This window comes from Embleya scabrispora DSM 41855 (assembly GCF_000372745.1).
GTDB classification, from domain to species: Bacteria; Actinomycetota; Actinomycetes; order Streptomycetales; family Streptomycetaceae; genus Embleya; species Embleya scabrispora.
In genome coordinates this window covers 1-22,079 of record NZ_KB889727.1, presented here as the reverse complement: position 1 = coordinate 22,079, position 22,079 = coordinate 1, and the positions used below count along the sequence as shown (strand labels likewise).

Annotated in this window: 5 protein-coding genes; 4 read left to right on the top strand and 1 reads right to left on the bottom strand. The window is 73.3% G+C overall.

Annotation, left to right across the window (positions count from 1 at the left end):
- Positions 1-40 precede the first annotated feature (40 nt).
- From A3IC_RS0146660 to A3IC_RS0146645, 4 genes are all read left to right on the top strand, one after another.
- Positions 41-1,552, top strand: a complete 1,512-nt coding sequence (locus A3IC_RS0146660) for an MFS transporter (protein WP_052174120.1) — start codon at positions 41-43, stop codon at positions 1,550-1,552.
- Between the two features lie 212 nt (positions 1,553-1,764).
- Positions 1,765-2,967: an acyl-CoA dehydrogenase family protein gene (locus A3IC_RS0146655; RefSeq protein ID WP_158696377.1), complete on the top strand. Its 1,203-nt coding sequence runs from the start codon at positions 1,765-1,767 to the stop codon at positions 2,965-2,967.
- A 238-nt stretch (positions 2,968-3,205) separates the two neighbouring features.
- Positions 3,206-11,515 carry a type I polyketide synthase gene (locus A3IC_RS0146650; protein WP_020556935.1) on the top strand — a complete coding sequence of 2,770 codons (8,310 nt, stop codon included), beginning with the start codon at positions 3,206-3,208 and terminating at the stop codon, positions 11,513-11,515.
- A gap of 11 nt (positions 11,516-11,526) precedes the next feature.
- Positions 11,527-16,932 (top strand): type I polyketide synthase, encoded by a 5,406-nt coding sequence (locus A3IC_RS0146645; protein WP_020556934.1) that lies wholly within the window; start codon positions 11,527-11,529, stop codon positions 16,930-16,932.
- A gap of 252 nt (positions 16,933-17,184) precedes the next feature.
- Here A3IC_RS0146645 and A3IC_RS0146640 read toward each other — a convergent pair whose 3' ends face one another.
- Positions 17,185-21,897: a thioester reductase domain-containing protein gene (locus A3IC_RS0146640; RefSeq protein ID WP_425387404.1), complete on the bottom strand. Its 4,713-nt coding sequence runs from the start codon at positions 21,895-21,897 to the stop codon at positions 17,185-17,187.
- Between the last annotated feature and the right edge of the window lie 182 nt (positions 21,898-22,079).

Genomic DNA, 22,079 nt, shown 5'->3' with positions numbered 1-22,079 from the left:
ATCGGCCGATGGTCCGGCCCGATCAACAGAGGTAAGTGGAATGTCAGAGTCACCAAATTCCGAGTCGAAAGTGGCGGTGGAGGGGGCGCCCGACCCCCACTACGCCAACCGCTGGTTGATCCTGGCGGTGATCGGTATCGCGCAGATGACGATCTTCCTGGATACGACGGTCGTCAACATCGCGCTGCCGTCGGCACAGGCGGATCTCGGGTTCGGCGACGCGGACCGGCAGTGGGTCGTCACGGCCTACGCGCTCGCTTTCGGCAGCTTACTGCTGCTCGGCGGCAGGGTGGTCGACCTCATCGGGGCCAAGCGGTCGCTGATGATCTCGATCATCGGATTCGGTGTCATGTCCGTGCTGGGCGGCGCGGCCAACGGCTTCCCCATGCTGGTCACCGCTCGTGCGCTGCAGGGAGCCTTCGCCGCGCTCGTCGCGCCGGCGGCGCTGTCGTTCCTGCTGACGGTGTTCAAGGACCCGAAGGAGCGGGTCACCGCGTTCGGCGTCTACGGCGCGCTGGGCAGCGGCGGGCTCGCGCTCGGCCTGATCCTCGGCGGCGCTCTGACCGACTGGCTGGACTGGCGTTGGTGCCTGTACGTCAACGTGATCCTCACGGCGGTCGTCTTCATCGGCGCGTCGCTGACGATGCAGAACCGGCAGGCCCAAGATCGCCCGGAGAAGCTCGACCTGCCCGGCACGGTGACGGCCTCGGTCGGCCTGTTCTGCCTTGCCTATGGTCTTTCCAACGCCTCCGACGGTCACTGGGGCGGCATCGACGTGTGGGGCTTCCTGGTCGGGAGCGGGGTCCTGCTGGTCGCGTTCGTGGTGTTCGAGCTTCGCTCGCGGACCCCGCTGCTGCCGATCAGGATCGTGCTGCACCGCAATCGGGGCAGCGCGTACCTGGCGATGTTCCTGCTCGGGATCGGGCTGTTCGTGCAGTTCCTGTTCCTGACCTACTACCTCCAGTTGATCTTGGACTTCTCGGCGATCGAAAGCGGCCTGGCCTTCCTGCCGATGATCGTGGGGATCGCGATCGGGGCGACCACCGTCCCGCCGATCCTCGAACCGAAGCTCGGGTCGCGCGTACTGATTCCGGCCGGCCTGCTGCTGGCCGCGGTGGGCTCGTTCTGGCTCAGCCGCCTCACCACCGACAGTTCGTACGCCGCCGGGGTGCTCGCCCCGACCCTCATCGCCGGCATCGGCTTCGGACTGGTCGTCTCGCTGGGCGCCGCAGTCGCCACGGTGGGAGTCGAACCGCAGGACGCCGGCGCCGCGTCGGCACTGGTCAACACGGTGCAGCAGGTGGGCGGTTCGATCGGTACCGCGCTGCTGAGCACGCTGGCGATCACCGCGGCGGACTCCTACATCGAGGGCAAGACGCCGACCCCGCAGCTCGCCGCGGAAGCCTCCGTGGAGAGCTACACGACGGCGTTCTTCTGGGGCGCGATGGTCTTCCTCGGCGGGGCGATCGTCTGTGGCCTGCTGTTCGACCGCTTCGTGACGGCGCAGGCCGAGCCGGAGGTCGGTGAAGCGGCCGTCGCGCCCGGCGTCTGATCCCTCCCGCATCGTTCGGCCGGAAACCGGCCGTCGGCAGGTGCCCGGTTCCAAGGCTGCCACTTGGTTCCGAGGACCAGCCCTGCGGCCGGTTTCTGGGTTCTCGACGCTGGGACTGCTCGGCCGGAGCGGATTGACTTGAGCACGGATGCGGTGCGGTGAGCCCACCCCGATCGGGGTCGGTCCGCGACCCACAATCGAAGGAGAGCTTCGTGACAGCAGTGGCCGATGAGCGGGCGGACGCGACGACCGAGCCGGCGGTCGACCCGGCGGAGCTTCTGACCCGTACCCGCGAGCTTGCTCAGCTGATCCGCGAGAACGCGCCCAAGACCGAGCAGGACCGCAGGCTCGCCGAGGAGGTCGTGGTCGGGCTGCGCGACGCGGGGCTGTTCCGGCTCACCACGCCGACCCGGTTCGGCGGCTACGACCTGCGGATGTCGGATCTGCTGGCGATCATCGCCGAGGTCGGCAAGTCGTGTGGGTCGGCCGGCTGGAACCTGTCCATCGACACCGCGTCGACCCGGTTCGCCTTGAACGGCATGCCGGAGACCGCGTTGGCGGAGATGTTCGCGGACAATCCCGACGCGTACGTGATCTCCACGGCCCACCTGAGCACGACCAAGGCTCGGCGGGTCGACGGCGGATTCCGGGTGACCGGCACGTTCCCGTGGAGCTCGGGCTGCGAGATCGCGGACTGGGCCTACATCCCGGTGGTGCACGTGTACGACGGCGACGAGCAGACCACCGACCTGGTGGGCGCCGTCGTACCGATGGGCGACCTGAGGATCGAGCGGACCTGGCACGTGGCCGGTCTGGCCGGCTCCGGCACCCACACGGTGGTGGCCGAGGACGTGTTCGTCCCGGAGCAGCGGGCGGTCGCGTTCAGCCTCTCCGACCTCGTGGGCGAGGACGAGCGGGACAGCATGCTCATCCAGGGCAGCGCGCAGTCGCTCGCCGCGATCGTGGGTGCGGCGCAGGGCGCGCTGGAGGTCACCAGGCAGACCCTGGACAAGAAGCGCCCGATCACCTACGTCAACTACGAGGCGGCCGTCGACGCGCCCTCGGTGCAGATGTGGTTCGGCGAGGCCGCGCATCTGATCGAGACCTCCGCCCTGCACCTGCGGGAGATCGGTGCGGCTCTCGACGGGATACCGGAAACCCAGCCCATGCCGTGGGCGGAGCGAGCCCGGATTCGCATGCACCAGAGGTCCGCCCACGAAAAGGCGCGGGCGGGTGTGGAGAAGCTGCTCGACGTCGTCGGAGGCAGCGCCTTCGCCCTGTCGAATCCGCTCCAGCGCCTGTGGCGGGATATCTCGGTGATGAGTCGGCACACCGCGCTGAACGCGCCGATCATCCTCGAGGACTACAGCCGCGCGACGCTGGATATCCACCCGTCGGTGACCCTCCTGTACTGAGGAATTTCCTCGGGCCACGCCATCCGATGTGGTCCCACGTCTTCGTCGATCAATGCGTCGGTATTGCTCGGCGGCCGGGATGATTCCATGGCCGTCGAGCAATACCGATGCGCCTTTTTGTGCCCGGCGTTCCAGCGGACCCGCAGCGGTTGCCATTGGTATCGGCCACCAGATTCGCCGCCGCATTCTGGGTTCGTGAAACAAGCCATCTCGCGGTCATGGGCGTTGACTGCTGGATATGAGACGGATCGCCGTGGTCGGATTGGCTTGTCGGTTTCCCGGGGCCGGCGACGGCCACGAATTCTGGCGGTTGTTGCGGGACGGGACGGACGCCGTACGAGAGGCTCCGCAGGACCGGTGGCGCAGCGCCGAACTGCCGCATCGCCGCGGCGGGTTCGTCGACGGGATCGACCGGTTCGACGCGGGGTTCTTCAACATGTCCCCGCGTGCGGCGGCCGCGATGGACCCGCAGCAGCGCTTGATGCTGGAGCTGGCCTGGGAGGCGCTGGAGGACGCGCGGATCCTGCCCGCCGAACTCGGCGGCGGCGACACCGGGGTGTTCGTCGGCGTCATGTGGGACGACTACGCGGCGCTGCAGGACCGGCTCGGCGCGGCCGGGGTCGACCGGCACACGATGACCGGCACCCGCCGTGCGATCATCGCCAACCGCATCTCCCACCACCTCGGGTTGCGCGGACCGAGCATGGCCGTGGACACCGCCCAGTCCTCCTCGCTCGTGGCGGTGCAGTTGGCGTGCGAGAGCCTGCGGCGCGGTGAGTGCGCGGTGGCCATCGCCGGTGGTGTGAATCTGAACATCCTGGCCGAGTCGACGCTCGGTGCGGCGCGGTTCGGCGGCCTGTCCCCGGACGGCCGGTGCTTCACCTTCGACGCGCGGGCCAACGGATTCGTGCGCGGTGAGGGCGGCGGCGCGGTGGTACTCAAACCGCTGGACGCCGCGCTCGCCGACGGCGACGACATCTACTGCGTCCTCACCGGTGGCGCCGTGAACAACGACGGCGCGGGGGAGAGCGAGAACACCGGCCTGACCGTGCCGAGTCGATCCGCGCAGGAGGAGGTCGTCCGGCAGGCGTACCGGCGGGCCGGCGTCGCGTTGCGCGCCGTGCAGTACGTGGAACTGCACGGCAGCGGTACGAAGGTGGGCGATCCGATCGAGGCCGCGGCACTCGGCGCCGCGTTGGGGCACGCCCGGCAGCCGGGTTCGCCGTTGCCGGTGGGCTCGGTCAAGACCAACATCGGCCACCTGGAGGGAGCGGGCGGGATCGCCGGGTTGCTCAAGGTGGTGCTGAGCATCCGGCACCACTTGTTGCCGCCGAGCCTGAACTTCGCCACGCCGCATCCGGACATCCCCCTCGACGACCTCGGGCTCCGGGTGCAGACGGAGCTGACACCGTGGCCGGAACCGGACCGGCCGCTGGTGGCCGGGGTGAGTTCGTTCGGGATGGGCGGCACGAACTGTCACCTGGTGGTGGCCGAACCCCCGGTGACCGCCGGGGCGACCGCCTCGGTGGCCCTTCCGACGACCGGCGCGGCGACCGCTTCGATGTCCGCTCGGGTGCCCGGCGAGCCTTCGGTGGCGGCCGGCGCGTGGGCGTGGCCGATCGCCGGCCGCACCGGTGAGGCGCTGCGGGCCCAGGCCGCCCGGCTGTCTTCCTTCGTGGACGAACGGCCGCATTCCGCCGCGGACATCGGGCTGTCCCTGGCCACCACCAGGACCGCCTTTCGGCACCGTGCCGTCGTGGTCGGCGGCGACCGGGCCGAACTGCGGCGACGGCTCGCCGAGTTCGCCGCCGGCGCGGCCGTCGCCGGCGTGGTCGAGGGACAGGCCGACACGGCCGGGAACACCGTGTTCGTCTTTCCCGGGCAGGGCTCGCAATGGGCCGGGATGGCGGCTGAACTACTCGACTGCATACCGGAGTTCGCCGAGTCGATGCGGGCCTGCGAGGAGGCGTTCGCGCCGCATGTCGACTGGTCGCTGAGCGAGGTGCTGCGGGACGCGGCCGCGCTGGAGCGGGTGGACGTGGTCCAGCCCGCTTTGTTCGCGGTGATGGTGTCGCTCGCGCGGTTGTGGCGTTCCTGCGGGGTCGAGCCGGCGGCGGTGGTCGGACACAGCCAGGGTGAGATCGCCGCCGCGTGCGTGGCGGGCGCCCTGTCGCTGGAGGACGCCGCGCGGGTGGTGACGTTGCGCAGCCAAGCCTTGACGGCGCTGTCCGGCCGCGGTGGCATGGTGTCGGTGCTGCGGTCGGCCGCCGAGGTACGCGAACGGATCCGCGAGTGGAACGGCGCGGTGTCGATCGCGGCGGCGAACGGCCCGTCGTCGGTGGTGCTCTCCGGCGACCCCGACGCGCTGGACGAGCTGGTCGCGCGGTGGACCGAGGAAGGCGTCGAGACCCGGCGGATCGTGGTCGACTACGCGTCCCATTCGTCCCACGTGGAGCAGATCCGGGAGCGGCTGCACGCCGCGCTGGCCGGGATTCGACCGAAGTCCTCGGTGGTGCCGTTCTACTCCACGGTGACCGGCGATCTGCTGGACACCGCCGGGCTGGACGCCGCGTACTGGTATCGCAACCTGCGGCAGACCGTGGAGCTGGAACAGGCAACCCGGGCGCTGCTGCGGGACGGGCACGCGGTGTTCGTCGAGTGCAGCCCGCATCCGGTGCTGCTGCCGGCCCTGCGGGACACGGTGGAGCAGGCCGGGCCGGCGTCCGCCGTGGTCACCGGGTCGCTGCGCCGGGGCGAGGGCGGGCCGGAGCGCTTCCTCGCGTCGCTCGCCGAACTGCACGTGCGCGGTGTCGACGTGGATTGGTCCCGCGTGTTCGCCCTGCGCGGCGCCCGCACCGTGGCCCTGCCCACCTACGCCTTCCAGCGCGAGCGCCACTGGCTCACCGAGCCGGCCGTCCGGGCCCCTGCCGCCGACGCGCGACCCGCGCCGGCGGCCACTGCTCCGGCCGGGGTCACGGCCGTGCCCCCGGCCGGGCCCGGGATGCTCGCCCTGGTGCGGTCGACCGTCGCGGTCGTGCTCGGCCACGCGGGCGGCGACGCGGTGGAGCCGGGCACGACGTTCAAGGATCTCGGATTCGACTCGCTGTCGACGGTGGAGCTTCGGGACCGGTTGCGCGCGGCAACCGGACTCGAGCTGCCGGCGGGGTTGTTGTTCGGTCACCCGACCCCGGCCGAACTCGCGGACCGCCTGCGGGCGCTGGCGGCGGGCGACGAGAGCTCCACCGAGCCCGCCGGCGGCACGGCGAGCGACGAGCCGATCGCGATCGTCGGAATGGCCTGCCGGCTCCCCGGCGGCGTCGCGTCGCCGGAGGACCTGTGGCGACTGGTCGTGGCCGGGACCGACGCGATCTCGCAATTCCCCGTCAACCGGGGCTGGGACCTCGACCGACTGCACGACCTCGACCCGGACCGGGCGGGCACGTCCTACACCCGGCACGGTGGCTTCCTGCACGACGCCGACCGGTTCGACCCCGAATTCTTCGGCATCTCGCCGAGGGAGGCGCTGGCGATGGACCCGCAGCAGCGGCTGCTGCTGGAGACGTCCTGGGAGGCGCTGGAACGGGCCGGGATCGACCCCGCGGGCCGACGCGGCACGCCCGTGGGGGTCTTCGTCGGGGCGATGGCGCAGGACTACGGCCCTCGCCTGCACGCCGCACACGCCGAGTCCGACGGCTACCGGCTGACCGGCAGCACGATCAGCGTCGCGTCCGGCCGGATCGCCTACACGCTCGGGCTCCAGGGCCCCGCGGTCACCGTGGACACCGCGTGCTCCTCGTCGCTGGTCGCGCTGCATCTCGCGGCACAGGCCCTGCGCGCCGGCGAGTGCTCGTTGGCACTGGCCGGCGGTGTCGCGGTGATGTCCGGCCCCGGGATGTTCGTCGAGTTCAGCCGCCAGCGCGGACTGGCCCGGGACGGCCGATGCAAGGCGTTCTCCGCCGCCGCCGACGGCACCGGGTGGGCCGAGGGCGCGGGGATCGTGGTGCTGGAGCGGTTGTCGGACGCACGGCGCAACGGACACCGGGTGTCGGCCGTGGTGCGGGGCAGCGCGATCAACCAGGACGGGGCCTCGAACGGGCTCACCGCGCCGAACGGGGTCGCCCAGGAACGGGTGATCCGCCAGGCTCTCGCCGCCGCCGGGATGTCCACCGGGGACGTCGACGTGGTCGAGGCGCACGGCACCGGGACCACGCTCGGCGACCCGATCGAGGCCGACGCGCTCGCGGCCACGTACGGTCGCGACCGGGAGCCGGGCCGCCCGCTGTTGCTGGGGTCGCTGAAGTCCAACATCGGCCACGCCCAGGCCGCGGCCGGGGTGGCCGGCGTGATCAAGATGGTGCAGGCGCTGCACCACGAGACGGTGCCCAAGACGCTGCACGCCGACGAGCCGACCCCGCATGTGGACTGGGCCGGCGGCGGGTTGGAGCTGGTGACCGAGACGCGGGAGTGGCCGCGGACCGGCCGGGCGCGCCGGGCCGGGGTGTCCTCGTTCGGGATCAGCGGCACGAACGCACACGTGATCATCGAACAGGCGCCGCCGGAGCCGGAGCCGGAGTCGGCGCCGGAGTCGGCGCCCGGTGTGTCGGCCGGCCCGGTGTTGCCGTGGGTGTTCTCCGCGAGCAGCCAGGACGCGGTGGCGGCCCAGGCCGCCGCCCTGCTGTCCTTCCTGGACGCCGATCCCGGCCTGAACCAGGCGGACGCCGGGTTCTCCCTGGCCGTCGCCCGGTCCGGCCTGCCGCACCGGGCCGCCGTCGTCGGCGCGGACCCGGCCGCGCGGCGCCGGGGCCTGGCCGCGCTCGCCGCCGGCGCCGAGGCACCGGGCGTGCTGCGCGACACCGCCCGGGAGGCGGGCGGGGTGGTGTTCGTCTTCCCCGGCCAGGGTTCGCAGTGGGTCGGCATGGCGGTGGAACTGCTGGACTCGTACCCGGTGTTCGCCGAGACGATGCGGGCGTGCGCCGACGCCCTGGCCCCGCACGTCGACTGGGACCTGTTCGAGGCGCTGCGCGACGCCGCCGCACTGGAGCGGGTGGACGTGGTGCAGCCCGCACTGTTCGCGGTGATGGTGTCGCTGGCCGCGCTGTGGCGTTCCCACGGCGTGCGGCCCGCCGCGGTGGTGGGCCATTCGCAGGGGGAGATCGCCGCCGCGTGCGTCGCCGGAGCGCTGGACCTGGCCGACGCGGCGAGGATCGTGGCCCTGCGCAGCAGGGCCATCCTGGCGCTGTCCGGGGCCGGCGGCATGGTCTCGGTCGCGCTGTCCGAGGCCGAGGTCACCGAACGCCTGCGCCGATGGGACGGCCGGCTCTCCACGGCGGTGGTCAACGGCCCGGGGTCGGTCGTGGTCGCCGGCGACGTGGACGCGCTGGACGAACTGGTCGCCGCGTGCGAGGCCGCCGAGGTGCGGGTCAAGCGACTCCCGGTGGACTACGCGTCGCACTCGGCGCAGGTGGAGCGGATCGCGGACGAACTGGCCACGGTTCTGGCCGAAACGACCCCCCGCCCGGCGGCGATCCCGTTCTACTCGACGGTGACCGCCGGCCTGCTGGACACCACCGGTCTGGACGCCGGGTACTGGTACCGCAACCTGCGCCGCCCGGTCCGCTTCGCCGAGACCGTCGGCGTGCTGGCCGAACGCGGACACTCGGTGTTCGTCGAGGTCAGCCCCCATCCGGTGCTGACCTCGGCGGTCGAGGATGTGGTGGAGCACGCGGTCGTGGTCGGCTCCCTGCGCCGCGACGACGGCGGCCCCGAGCGGTTCTCGACCTCGCTGGCCGAGGCATACGTACGCGGGGTGAGCCCCGACTGGCGGGCCGTCTTCCCCGGTGCCCGGCCCATCGACGTGCCCACCTCGGTGTTCCGGCGGCGGCGCTACTGGCTCGAACCGACGCCGGACGGCGAGGCCGCGGACGTCGAGGCGGCCGGACTGACCTCGGCGGACCACCCGTTGCTCGGCGCGGTGGTGGAACTGCCGGACTCCGGCGGCCTCGTGCTCACCGGACAACTGTCCCGGCAGGCCCAGCCGTGGCTGGCCGACCATGGGCTGGCCGATCGCGGGCAAGGCGACGCGGTGCTGCTGCCCGGCGCGGCGTTCGTCGAGATGGCGGTGCGCGCGGGCGACGAGGTGGGCTGCGACGAGGTCGCGGAGCTGACGTGTGAGGTGCCGCTGGTCCTGCCGCCGCACGGCGCGGTCGCCGTGCGGGTCACCGTCGGCGAGCAGGACGGGTCCGGTCGCCGGGTGCTGGCCGTGCACGCCCGCCCGGCGGACGGTTCCGGCGGCTGGACCCGGCACGCGAGCGGGGTGCTCGGCGTCGGCCGGCCCGAGCAGTTCGACCTGACCTCCTGGCCGCCGCCGGGCGCGGTCGCGGTGCGGTGGGACGGCGGATACGACCGCTGGACCGAGCTCGGCTACCGCTACGGCCCGGCGTTCCGCGGCCTGCGCTCGTGGTGGCGCCGAGGCGCGGAGATCTTCGCCGAGGTCGCGCTGCCCGCGGAGATCGAGGCGGACGCCGGCCGGTTCGGGCTGCACCCGGCGCTGCTGGACGCCGCGCTGCATGCCGTGGTCGGGGAAGGTCCGGACTGCCGGCTGCCGTTCTCCTGGCAGGGCGTGTCGTTGCGGGCCGGGGGCGCTTCCGCGCTGCGGGTGTGGATCTCGCCGGACGGCCCGGACACGGTCTCGCTGCGGCTCGCCGATGCGACCGGCGCGCCGGTGGCGTCGGTGGAGTCGCTGGCGCTGCGACCGCTCCCGGCCGGTGCGCCGACCGGCGGGCCGGCGGACGCGCTGTTCCGGGTCGACTGGGTCGAGGCCCACGTGCCCCGCACGCCCGGTGATCCGCGGCCGTGGGCGGTGGTCGGCGTGGACGAATTCGAAGTCGGCGTGCCCGCACACGCCGATCTCGGCGCGTTGGCCGCCGCGGGACCGGTGCCGGAGACGGTCTTCGCCGCGCTGACCGGAGAGCCCACCGCGGCCGGCGCGCACGCCGTGGCCGGCCGGACGCTGCGGCTGATCCAGGAGTGGCTGGCCGACGAGCGGTTCGCCGGGTCGAGACTGGTGCTGCTCACCCGGAACGCGATGGTCGTGGAGCCGGCCGAAACGCACGCCCTCGGGGCGGCGGGCGCCGGCGCGTGGGGCATGGTCCGATCGGCCCAGCGGGAGCACCCGGACCGATTCGTCGTCGTCGACCTGGACGCTCACGAGGCGTCCGTCGCGGCGCTGCCGGTCGCCCTGGCCGGCGGCGAGCCGCAACTCGCGCTGCGCAAGGGCCGGCCGCTGGTCCCGCGACTGGCCAGGGTCGCCGGCATGCCGGCGGCGCGCCCCGACCTCACGACGGGCACGGTGCTGATCACCGGCGCCACCGGCACCCTCGGCGCCCTGTTCGCCCGGCACCTGGTGACCCGGTACGGGGCGGCACACCTGCTGCTGGTCGGCAGGCGTGGACCGCAGGCCCCCGGCGCGGCCGAACTCGCCGCGGAGCTGACCGAGTCCGGTGCGACGGTCACCGTGGCCGCGTGCGACGTCGCCGACCGGGACGCGCTGGCCGCGGTGCTGGCATCGATCCCGGCCGAGCACCCGCTGACCGGTGTGGTGCACGCCGCCGGACTGCTCGACGACAGCGTGCTGGAGGCGATGCGGCCGGAGCAACTCGAGCGCGTCCTGCGGCCGAAGGTCGACGCCGCGCTGAACCTGCACGAACTGACCCGAGGGCTCGACCTGTCGATGTTCGTGCTGTTCTCCTCGGTCGCCGGAATCCTCGGGCTGCCGGGACAGGGCAACTACGCGGCGGCCAACGCGTTCCTGGACACCCTGGCCCAGCAACGCGCGGCACGCGGCCTGCCGGCCGTGTCGCTCGCCTGGGGCCTGTGGGCGCCGCCGAGCGGCATGACCGGCCGACTCGCGGACGCCGACCTGAGCCGGATGCGCCGCGCCGGCCTGGCCGCGCTGTCCGCGCAGGACGGGCTGGCCCTGTTCGACGCCGCGGTCCGCGCCGACGCGGCGCTGCTCGTCCCGGCCCGGATCGACCCGGCCGCGGTGCGAGCGCACGGCGCGGTACCGGCGCTGCTGCGCGAGGTGGTCCGCGATCGGGTCAGGCGCGCGGAGGCAGCCGCGGGCAAGCCGGCCGACGCCGGGTCGCCGGGCGCGGACCTGGCCCGCATGTCCGAAGCGGACCGTGAGGCGGCCCTGCTCGACCTGGTCCGCGAGCACACCGCCACCGTGCTGGCACACGGCACGCCGGGCGCGGTCGCCCCCGGCCGGACCTTCAAGGAACTCGGGTTCGACTCGCTGACGGCGGTGGAACTGCGCAACCGACTCGGCGCGGCGACCGGGCTGCGCCTGCGGGCCACGCTGGTGTTCGACTACCCGACGCCGGCGGCACTCGCCGGCCACCTCGGCGCGGCGCTCGGCCCGGCCGAGCCGACCGGGCCCACCGAGCCGGTCGAGCCGGTCGCGATGCCCGCGCCGTCGGCGCGCGAGCTGGACGGGCTGGAGCTCGACGAACTCTTCGACCTCATCGACGGCGAACTTGGCATGCCCTGATCGGAGTTCTTGTGAGTAACGAAGAGAAGCTGGTCGAGTACCTCAAGCGGGTCACGGCCGAGTTGCAGCAGACCAGGCAGCGGCTGCGGGAGAGCGAGCAGGCGAGTCGGGAACCGATCGCCGTCATCGGCATGGCGTGCCGGTTTCCCGGCGACGTCGGCTCGCCGGAGGACCTGTGGCGACTGTTGGACGCCGGTGGTGACGCGATCGGCGAATTCCCCGTCGACCGGGGCTGGGACGCGCAGTCGTTGTACGACCCGGACCCCGACGCACCCGGCCGCACCTACACCCGGCACGGCGGTTTCCTGCGCGGGGCAACGGAGTTCGACCCGGAGTTCTTCGGGATCTCGCCGCGCGAGGCGATCGCGATGGATCCGCAGCAGCGACTGCTCCTGGAAACCTCGTGGGAGGCGCTGGAGCAGGCCCGGGTCCGCCCCGCCTCGCTGCGCGGCGCCCGGGTCGGGGTGTTCGCGGGAGCCATGGCACCGGACTACGGCCCCCGGCTGCACCAAGCCGCCGCCGGTGCGGAGGCGCACCTGCTGACCGGCACCGCGAACAGCGCCGCCTCCGGGCGGATCGCGTACACCTTCGGGTTCGAGGGCCCCGCGGTCACCGTCGACACGGCATGCTCGTCGTCGCTGGTCGCGCTGCACCTGGCGGTCCAGTCGCTGCGCCGGGGGGAGTGCACGCTGGCGCTGGCCGGCGGCGCCACGGTGATGTCCACCCCGGGCATGCTCGTCGCGTTCAGCCGCCAACGGGGGCTGGCCCCGGACGGGCGCTGCAAGTCCTTCGCCGACGCCGCCGACGGCACCGGCTGGGCCGAGGGTGTCGGCATGCTCCTGGTCGAGCGGCTCTCGGACGCCGTACGGCTGGGGCATCCGGTGCTGGCCGTGGTGCGCGGCAGCGCGGTCAACCAGGACGGCGCCTCGAACGGGCTGACCGCGCCGAACGGCCCGTCCCAACAGCGGGTGATCCGCCAGGCGCTCGACGACGCCGACCTGGCCGGCTCGGACGTGGACGCGGTCGAGGCGCACGGCACCGGCACCGGGCTCGGCGACCCCATCGAGGCGCAGGCCGTCCTGGACACCTACGGCCCGGACCGCGACCGTCCCCTGTGGCTCGGGTCGTTGAAGTCCAACATCGGGCACACCCAGGCCGCCGCCGGGGTCGGCGGGGTGATCAAGATGGTGCTCGCGTTGCGACACGGTGTGCTGCCCAAGACCCTGCACGTGGACGCGCCCTCGTCGCATGTGGACTGGTCCGCGGGCGAGGTGCGGCTGCTGACCGAGCGGCGGGAGTGGCCGGTGACGGGCGCGCCGCGGCGGGCCGCGGTGTCCTCGTTCGGGATCAGCGGCACCAACGCGCACGTGATCCTGGAACAGGCACCGGCGACCGCGCCGGCCGAGCCGCGGGAAGGCGTCCCGCTGCCGCTCGTGCCGGTGGTGCTCTCCGCCATGACCCCCGAGGCGTTGGCCGACCAGGCGGGATTGTTGCTGTCCACCGTGGACTCGTCGGACCCGCTCGACGTCGCGTTCTCGCTGGCGACCACCCGGACGGCCTTCGAGCAGCGGGCCGCGGTGATGGCGGGGGACCGGGACGAACTGCTCGCCGGTCTGCGGGCGATCGCCGCCGGCGGTACGGCATCCGGCGTGGTGCGGGGCGTCGCGCACCCCGGCCGCACCGCGTTCGTGTTCGCCGGGCAGGGCACCCAGCGGATCGGTATGGGCCGGGAACTGTACGCGGTGTTCCCGGAGTTCGCGGCGGCGCTGGACGAGGTGTGCGCCGGGTTCGACGGCCTGCTGGACCGACCGCTGCGCGAGGTACTGGTCGCGGAGACGGAACCGGAAGCGGAACTGCTGGACCGGACCGGGTGGGCGCAGCCCGCGCTGTTCGCGATCGAGGTCGCCCTGACCCGACTGCTCGGGTCGTGGGGCGTGCGGCCGGAGGTGCTGGCCGGGCATTCGATCGGGGAACTGTCGGCGGCGTTCGTCGCGGGATTGTGGACGCTCGATGACGCGTGCCGGGTGGTGGCGGCGCGTGGTCGGCTGATGGAGCGGCTGCCCGAAGGCGGCGCGATGGTGTCGATCCGGGCCGGCGAGGACGAGGTCGCCTCGGTGGCGGCGGGTGACGAGGTCGGCATCGCCGCCGTGAACGGGCCGGAGTCGGTGGTCGTGTCCGGCGAGGAGGGCGCGGTGCTGCGGGTCGCCGAGCACTTCGCGTCCCTGGGCCGACGCACGAAGCGATTGCGGGTGAGCCACGCGTTCCACTCGCCGCTGATGGACCCGATGCTGGAGCCCTACCGCGAGGTGCTCGCCGCCGTGGCGTTCCACGAGCCGGTGTTGCCGATCGTGTCGACGGTCACCGGCGAGCCGCTGACGGCGGAGTCGGTGTGCTCGCCGGAGTACTGGGTGCGCCAGGTCCGCGAGCCGGTGCGGTTCGCCGGCGCGGTGCATCGTCTCCTGGACGACGGGGTGACCCGGTTCGTCGGTGTCGGTCCGGACGCCTCGGTGGCCGCGATGGCCGAAGGCTGTTTCCCGGAACGGGACTCGGTATCGGTCGCGGTGCCGGTCCTGCGGGCCGACCGCCCGGAGCCGGTCGCCGCGCTGACCGCGCTGGCCGCGGCGCACGTGTACGGCATCGAGGTGGAGTGGCACCGGGTGTTCGCCGGGACGGGCGCGAGCACCGTGCGGCTGCCCACCTACGCCTTCCGCCGCGACCGTTACTGGATGGAAGTCCCGGCGCAGGCGGGCGACCTGCGGGCCGCGGGCCTGGTCGCCGGGGAGCACCCGCTGCTCGGTGCGGTGCTGGCGCTGCCGGAGTCCGGCGGGACGGTGTTGACCGGCCGGCTGTCCCCGCAGACCCAGCCGTGGCTGGCCGACCACGCGGTGCTGGGTCGGGTGGTCGTACCGGGCGCCGCGTTCGTCGAGATGGTGCTGCGTGCCGGCCGGGAGGTCGGCTGCGACCTGCTCGACGAGCTGACCGTGCACACGCCGTTGGTGCTGGGGGAGCGGGGCGGGACGCTGATCCAGGTCGTGGTCGAGGAGGCCGACGAGTCGGGACACCGGGCGGTGTCGGTGCACGCGCGCCCGGAGGAGGGCGACTGGGTCCGGCACGCCGACGGTTCGTTGGCCGGCTGGGCCCCGCCGGCCGGGTTCGAGGCCGGCGTATGGCCGCCGGAGGGCGCGCAGGAGGTCGCGATCGGCGACGTGTACGCCGACCTCGCCGCGCGCGGGTACGACTACGGGCCGGCGTTTCGGGGGTTGTCGGCGTTGTGGCGGCGCGGGGACGAGGTGTTCGCCGAGGTCGCGCTGCCGCCGGAGGCGGCGGCCGAGGCGGATCGATACGGCCTGCACCCGGCGCTGCTGGACGCGGCGCTGCACGCGGTCTGGTTCGGGTCCTTCCTCGACGGTATGGACGGCGCGGTCCTGCCGTTCGCCTGGTCCGGCGTGTCCTTGTCGGCGGTCGGGGCGTCCGCGCTGCGGGTGCGGATGTCGGCCTCCGGCACGGATGTGGTGTCGATCCGGCTCAGTGCCGCGACCGGCGCACCGGTGGCCTCGGTCGACGGTCTGCGGTTTCGGCGGATGCCGACGGGCGGACCGGGCACGCCCGCGGAGTCGATGTTTCGGGTGGACTGGTCGGCCGTGCCCGCCGAGCCGGCGGAACCCGCCCCGTGGACGCTCGTGGAAAGCCTCGCGGAGGTCCCCGCCGACCCGGGCGTGGTGTTCCTGCGCTGCCCGGCCGGCCCGGACGCCCGGGAGGTCACCGGCGCGGTGCTCACCGTCGCGCAGGAGTGGCTCGCCGACGAGCGGTTCGCCTCCGGGACGCTCGTGCTGGTGACCGAGGGCGCGGTCGGCACCGAGCCGAAGGAGCCGGTCGACGGGCTGGCCCAGGCCGGGGTGTGGGGCCTCGTGCGGTCGGCGCAGACCGAGAACCCGGGCCGGTTCGGGCTGGTGGACGTGGACGCGCAGGCGGTGCCGTGGGACACGCTGGCGGCGCTGGTCGCGCGGGAGCCGCAGTTGGCGGTGCGATCCGGCCGGGCCCTGGTGCCCGGGCTGGTCCGGGCCGAGGTCGGCGCCGGCGTCGCGCCGGCGGCGGCGTTCGGCACCGGCACGGTGCTCGTCACCGGCGGGACCGGCACGCTCGGCGGGGTTGTCGCCCGGCACCTGGTGAGCGCACACGGCGTGCGGCGATTGTTGCTGGTCAGCCGTACGGGCGCCGCGTCCCCGCGGGGCGTGGAACTGGCGGCCGAGCTGACCGAATCGGGTGTCGAGGTCGTGCTGGCCGCGTGCGACACGGCCGATCGCGCCGCGCTGGCCCGGTTGCTCGCCGACATCCCGGCCGAGACCCCGCTGACCGCGGTCGTGCACGCGGCCGGGGCGCTCGACGACGGGGTGCTGACCGAGTTGACCCCGCCGCGGCTCGACGTGGTGCTGAGCCCCAAGATGGTCGCCGCGTGGAACCTGCACGAGCTGACCCGCGACCTGGACCTGTCGGCGTTCGTGCTGTTCTCCTCGATGTCCGGCCTGATCGGCCCGGCGGGCCAGGCGAACTACGCGGCGGGCAACGCCTACCTGGACGCGCTCGCGCAGTATCGGCGGGCCCGGGGGTTGTCCGGGGTGTCGCTGGCGTGGGGCATGTGGGCCGAGCGCAGCACGATGACCGAGGACCTGACCGACGTGGACCTGGCCCGCCTGGCCCGACTCGGGGTGACCCTGTCCTCGTCGGAACAGGGCGTCGCGCTGCTGGACGCCGCACTCGGTCTGGACGAGGCGCTGCTGGTTCCGGTCGCACTGGACCTGACCATGGTGCGCGCCCAGGCGGAGGTGCCGGCGATCCTGCGACGCCTCGCGGGCCGGGGGGTGACGCCGCGCGCGCCGCGGTCGCTGCGGCCGGCGCCCGCCGACTCCGGTGCCCTGCCCGCCCGGCTGGCCGGTCTGCCGGAGGACGACCGGTACGAGATCCTGCTCGACCTGGTGTGCACCCGGATGGCCGACGTGCTGCAGTACGCGCCGGGGCGGTCGATCGATCCCGACCGTGCGTTCTCCGACCTGGGGGTCGACTCGGTGTCCGCCGTGGAGTTCCGGAACCGGCTCGGCGCCGAGACCGGCCTCAGGCTCGCGCAGACGCTGGTGTTCGACCACCCGACGGCGGCCGCCGTGACTCGCGAGTTGATTCGTCTGCTCGCGGCCCGTACCTCGACACCGACGGGTTCGGTGTTGAGCGAGCTGGACCGGGTGGACTCGGCGTTGACCATGTCCTCGGTCACCGGCCCGGACGGGGATCGGATCGCCGATCGCATCGAGGGCCTGCTGGTGAAGCTGCGTGCGTTCCGGGACTCCGCCGCCCGGTCCGAGGAGCGGCTCGACGTCACCGCCGCGACGGACGAGGAGCTCTTCCAGTTCCTGGACGGCAAGTAGGCGGGGTCCGCCGGTGAACGTGCGGTGCGGGTCGCGGATGGCGGCCCGGTAGTCGTGAATGGTCCGCCGGGGGCGTCGAGCGTCCCCGGCGGACCATTCGTGTCGGCGCTGTCGTCTCGGGCGGGCCATTCCCGTCGGGGTCGCCGTGTCGCGCGGGCCGTCCGCGTCCGGGCCGGCCCTCGCGGGCGTGTCTTCGATCCCCGGCAGGGATCGAAGACACGCCCGAGGCCGGATCGGCTATCGGAACCGCACCTACCCGAGCTTCACCGGTGCCGGAAAGTAGCCCGCGTCGGCAAAGAACTCCGTGTACCTGCCGAACAGTTCGGCGTCGATCTCCGGGCAGGCGATGCCCGTGCCGGCCAGGGCGGCCTCCGTCGCGCCGACGTCCATCCGCATGTACAGGGCCTCGCCGGCCGTCATGTAGCTCCGGAAGATGTCGATCGTCGGGAAGAGCGCGTTGTCCCGGTCGGCGCGGACGGTGGCGACGAACTCGTCCCAGGGCACCTCGTCCAGGACGTAGCCGGATTCGCGCAACCGCTTCACCATGTCGGCGTAGCCGATCGCCACCGGGTTGAACAGATGGAAGGTCCGGCCGTTCGTCGTGCGGGACAGTGCCAGGATGGCCGCGCTGACGTAGTCCACCGGCACCATCGGGAACAGCGCGTTCGCGCCGACCGGCATCGCCCGGGCCTGGAGGCTGCCCTTCAGGCTCAGCCAGACGAAGTCGCGGGTCTGGCACGCGCCGTTGGTCTGCGCGCCGGAGATGACGTCGGCGCGGTAGATCGACACGGGCAGGCCGCGTTCTTGAGCCAGCCCGATGATCTGCTCGGCGACGTACTTGCTCTGTCGGTAGCCGTTGCTCAGCTCCTCCGGCGGCCCGGTGGGATCCTGCGGGGTCAGGCCGGCGCCGTCGGGTGCCGGCCCGGCGAAGACGCCGGTGCTCGACACGTAGTGCAGGGGGACCGTCCGGTGCAGCGCGGCGAGCCGCAGCGCCTCCTCGGTGCCGGTCACGTTGGCCGCCTTCAGCGACGTGTACGGGTGCAGCCAATTGACCGTCGCGCCCGCGTGATAGACCACGTCGACCTCGCGGGCGAACCGGTCGAACCGCTCCGCGTCGAGACCGAAGCGCGGTTGGGCGAGGTCGCCGGTGACGATCGACAGTCGGTCCACGTCGATCTCGTCCCAGATGCCGTACCAGGTCAGGTTGGCCCGCAACCGGTCGAGCGCGGCCGCCTCGTCGGCGCCGCGGACCAGGCAGTGCACGGTGGCCCCGGTCGAGCGCATGAGGTCCCTGAGCAGGAAGGCGCCGACGAACCCGGTGCCTCCGGTGAGGAAGACCTGCCGGGGATCGGCGACCACGGTGGTGACGTCCCCGGCCGGAACCACGTCCTCGGCGAGCCGCACCTCGGCCGCGAAGTCCACGGTGGACCGAGTGGGGCCCTCGGTTCGGCCGGCCAGTTCCACGCCGAGGTAACCGATCAGCGCCGCGGGGGTGTTGTGGTCGAACAGCAGGGTCGGCGGCAGACGCAGGCCGGTTTCGCCCTCCAGTCGGTTGCGCAGCTCGACCGCGGTCAGCGAGTCGAATCCGAGCTCGGTGAAGACGGTCGTGGCGGTGATGTGGTCGGTCCTGCCGTGGCCGAGTACCGCGGCCACGGCGGTGCGCACCAGGTCGAGCAGAAGCTCCTGCCGGCCGGACTCGTCGAGCGGGGCCAGGCGTTCCGCGAGCAGCCCGGTGTTCTCGGCCGCTGCGGTGATCACGCGCCGACCCGGCCTGCGGACCAGACCGCGCAGTACGGGCAGGATCGGTCCGGGCTGCCGCTCGATCAGCGCGACGTCGAGGTGCATCGGCACCGTCGTCGGGTGGGCGGCGGTGATCGCCGCGTCGAACAGCGCGGGGCCCTCGGTCGGTGAGATCGGCCGCAGACCCGCCTGCGTCGCCCGGCTCCGGTCCACCTCGGACAGCCGGGACGCCATGCCGTGTTCCTGCGCCCACGCCGCCCAGGCGAGCGAGTGGGCCGGCAGCCCGTTCGCCCTCCGGTGATGGGCGAGCGCGTCGAGGAACCGGTTGGCGGCTGAGTAGTTCGCCTGTCCCGGCGAACCGACGACACCGGCGACGGAGGAGAACAGCACGAACATCGCGAGGTCCATGTCGCGGGTGAGTTCGTGCAGGTGCCAGGCGGCGTCGACCTTGGGGCGCAGTACGGAGGCGACCCGGTCGGGGGTGAGCGCGGTGATGATGCCGTCGTCGATGACGCCGGCGGTGTGCACGACGGCGGTCAGCGGATGGGCCGAGGGAATCGTGTCGAGCAACCGGGCCACCGCGTCCCGGTCGCCGATGTCGGCCGCGACGACGGTGGTCCGCGCGCCGAGCGCGGTGAGTTCCGCGACCAGCTCGCCCGCTCCGGGGGCGCCCGGGCCCCGTCGGCTCGTGAGCACCAGGTTCCGGGCGCCGTACTCGGTGACCAGGTGCCGGGCGAACAGCGCGCCCAGCGCGCCGGTTCCGCCGGTGACCAGGACCGTGCCGTCCCGTTCGAACTCGGGCCCGGCCGTCGTGGACGCGCGCACCCTGGCCAGCCGGGGCGTGCTCGCCCGTCCCGCGCGGATGGCCAACTGGTCGTGCCCGGAGGCGATCGCGGTGGCGAGTTGCTCGGCGCTCGCCGGACTGTCGTCCAGGTCGATCAGCGTGATCCGGCCCGGATTCTCGACCTGTGCCGACCCGACCAGACCCCACACCGGGGCCGAACCGAGCCGGACGTCCTCCCCGTCCCGGGTGGCGACGGCGTTGCGCGTGACCAGCACGAGCCGGGTGGTCCCCAACGCCAGTGCGTCCTGGACCAGTTCCAGTGCCCGTACGGTGGTCCGGTGCGCCGCGGCCGCCGGGTCGCCACCGGCCGGCTCGTCGATCACGGCGACCAGGACGTGCCCGGCGGCGTCCGCGACGTTCTCGACGCGGTGCGCGAGACCCGCCGGCGGGGTGTTCCCGAGCACGGCCCAGCCGGTGGTGGTGAGGTCCTCCGGGTCCGGGAGGGCGATCGGCGACCAGGCCAGGTGGAACAGCGAGTCGTCGGCCGCGCCGTCGACCCGGCCGGCGGGGGCCGCCGGGCGTCGGCGCAGCGTGCGGACCTCGGCGACCGGCTCGCCGGTGTCGTCGGCCAGCCACAGCCGGAACGCGTCCCGGCCCTTGGGCCGGATCCGGACCCGGAGCGTGCGCGGGCCGCCGGCATACAGGTCGAACCCGTGCCAGGACAGGTCGGTGACGTCCTGCCCGGCGGCGAGCAGCGGGTGCAGCGCGGCGTCGAGCAGCGCGGGATGAATGCCGAACGTGTCCGGGTCCGTGTCGTCGGGAAGCCGCACTTCGGCGAACAGGTCCTCGCCGCGCTGCCACAACGCCCGCAGCCCTCGGAACGCCGGCCCGTGCGCGTAACCCTTCTCGTCGAGCCGCCGGCGCAGGTCGTCCAGCCCGGTCGGGGTCGCGTCGGGCGGCGGCCAGGCGCCCAGGGAGATCATCGGCGCCGGCGCCGGCTCGGTGAGCAGGCCGGTGGCGTGTACCTCCCAGGGCACGGTCGGGTCGTCCAGGTCCGTCCGGGAGCCGATGGTGATCCGCCGGTATCCGTCCTCGCCGGCCGCGCCCATGGTCACCTGCACCCGGACGCCGCCGCCGTCCGGGACGGTCAGCGGGGTGTCGATCGTCAGGTCGGCGACGCCGGAACAGCCGACCTCGTCGCCGGCCCGAACCGCCAACTCGACCATGGCCGCCGAGGGCAGCGTCGCGACGCCGTCGATGCGGTGGTCGGCGAGCCAGGGGTGGGTGTGCAGCGACAGCCGGCCGGTGAGTACCGCACCGTCACCGCCCGCCAGTTCGATGGCCGCCGTCAGCAGCGGGTGTCCCGTGGCCGGGCCGAGCCCGCCGGCCTTGCGCCCGCCCGGTGAGGTGCCGTCCAGCCAGTAGCTCCGGTGTTGGAAGGGGTAGGTGGGCAGGTCGATCAGGGTCGCGGCGGTTCCGGTGAACAGCTTGGACCAGTCGACGGTGTGCCCGCCGGTGTGCAGGTGTGCCAGCGCGGACATCGCGGTGCGGACCTGGGGCCGGCCGCGGCGCTGCAATGCCACGAACGACGCGTCCACCACATTCTCCCGGCCCATGGCCGTGAGCACACCGTCCGGCCCGATCTCCACGAACCTGGTCACCCCCGCCGCCCGCAACCGGGCGAGGTGATCGGCGAACCGCACCGGCTCCCGAACGTGCTCCACCCAATACCGCGCCGAACACACCTGTTCGGCGCTCGCGGCCATGGGAATGACCGGCTCGGACAACTCCACACCGCCCACCACGGCGGTGAACTCGTCCAGGACCGGGTCCATCAACGGCGAGTGGAACGCATGACTGACCGTCAACCGGCTCGTCTTGTGCCCCCGCCCGCGCAACTCCTCCGCGATCTCGGTGACGACGTCCTCGATGCCGGAGATCACGACCGACGACGGTCCGTTGACCGCGGCGATCCCCGCCTCACTCTCCCGGCCCCGCAACAACTCCACAACCTCGGCCTCGGCCGCCCGGACGGCGACCATCGCCCCACCCGCGGGCAGGGCCTGCATCAACCGACCCCGNNCNGCNACNACCCGACAGGCGTCNTCCNGNGTGAGCACCCCGGCCACNTGCGCGGCGGCCAACTCGCCGATCGAGTGCCCGGTCACGAAGTCCGGCCGCACACCCCAGGATTCGAGGAGCCGGAACATCGCCACCTCGACCGCGAACAACGCCGGCTGGGTGAACCCCGTCTCGTCCAACCCCNCCCCACCGAACACCACATCCCTCAACGACCGGGACAACAGAGCGTCGAACCGGCCACAGATGTCGTCGAACGCCGCCGCGAACACCGGGAACGCGTCGTACAGTTCCCGACCCATCCCGGCCCGCTGCGCACCCTGACCGGTGAACAGGAACGCCGTACGCCCCTCACCCGCCACCCCCGACACCACACCCGCCCCGACCCCACCNGNGGCCAACGAGCGCAANCCCGCCACCAGTTCGTCCCGGTCCGCGGCCACCACCACACCACGATGCTCGAACGTCGACCGCGAAACCGCCGACGACAACCCCACATCCGACAACGACACACCGTCCGGCGACACGTCCTCCACGAAGGACG

Bases quoted from the DNA above. Each gene is read 5' to 3' on its own strand.
- A3IC_RS0146660 (WP_052174120.1), top strand. From the start codon at position 41: ATGTCAGAGTCACCAAATTCCGAGTCGAAAGTGGCGGTGGAGGGGGCG.
- A3IC_RS0146650 (WP_020556935.1), top strand. From the start codon at position 3,206: ATGAGACGGATCGCCGTGGTCGGATTGGCTTGTCGGTTTCCCGGGGCC.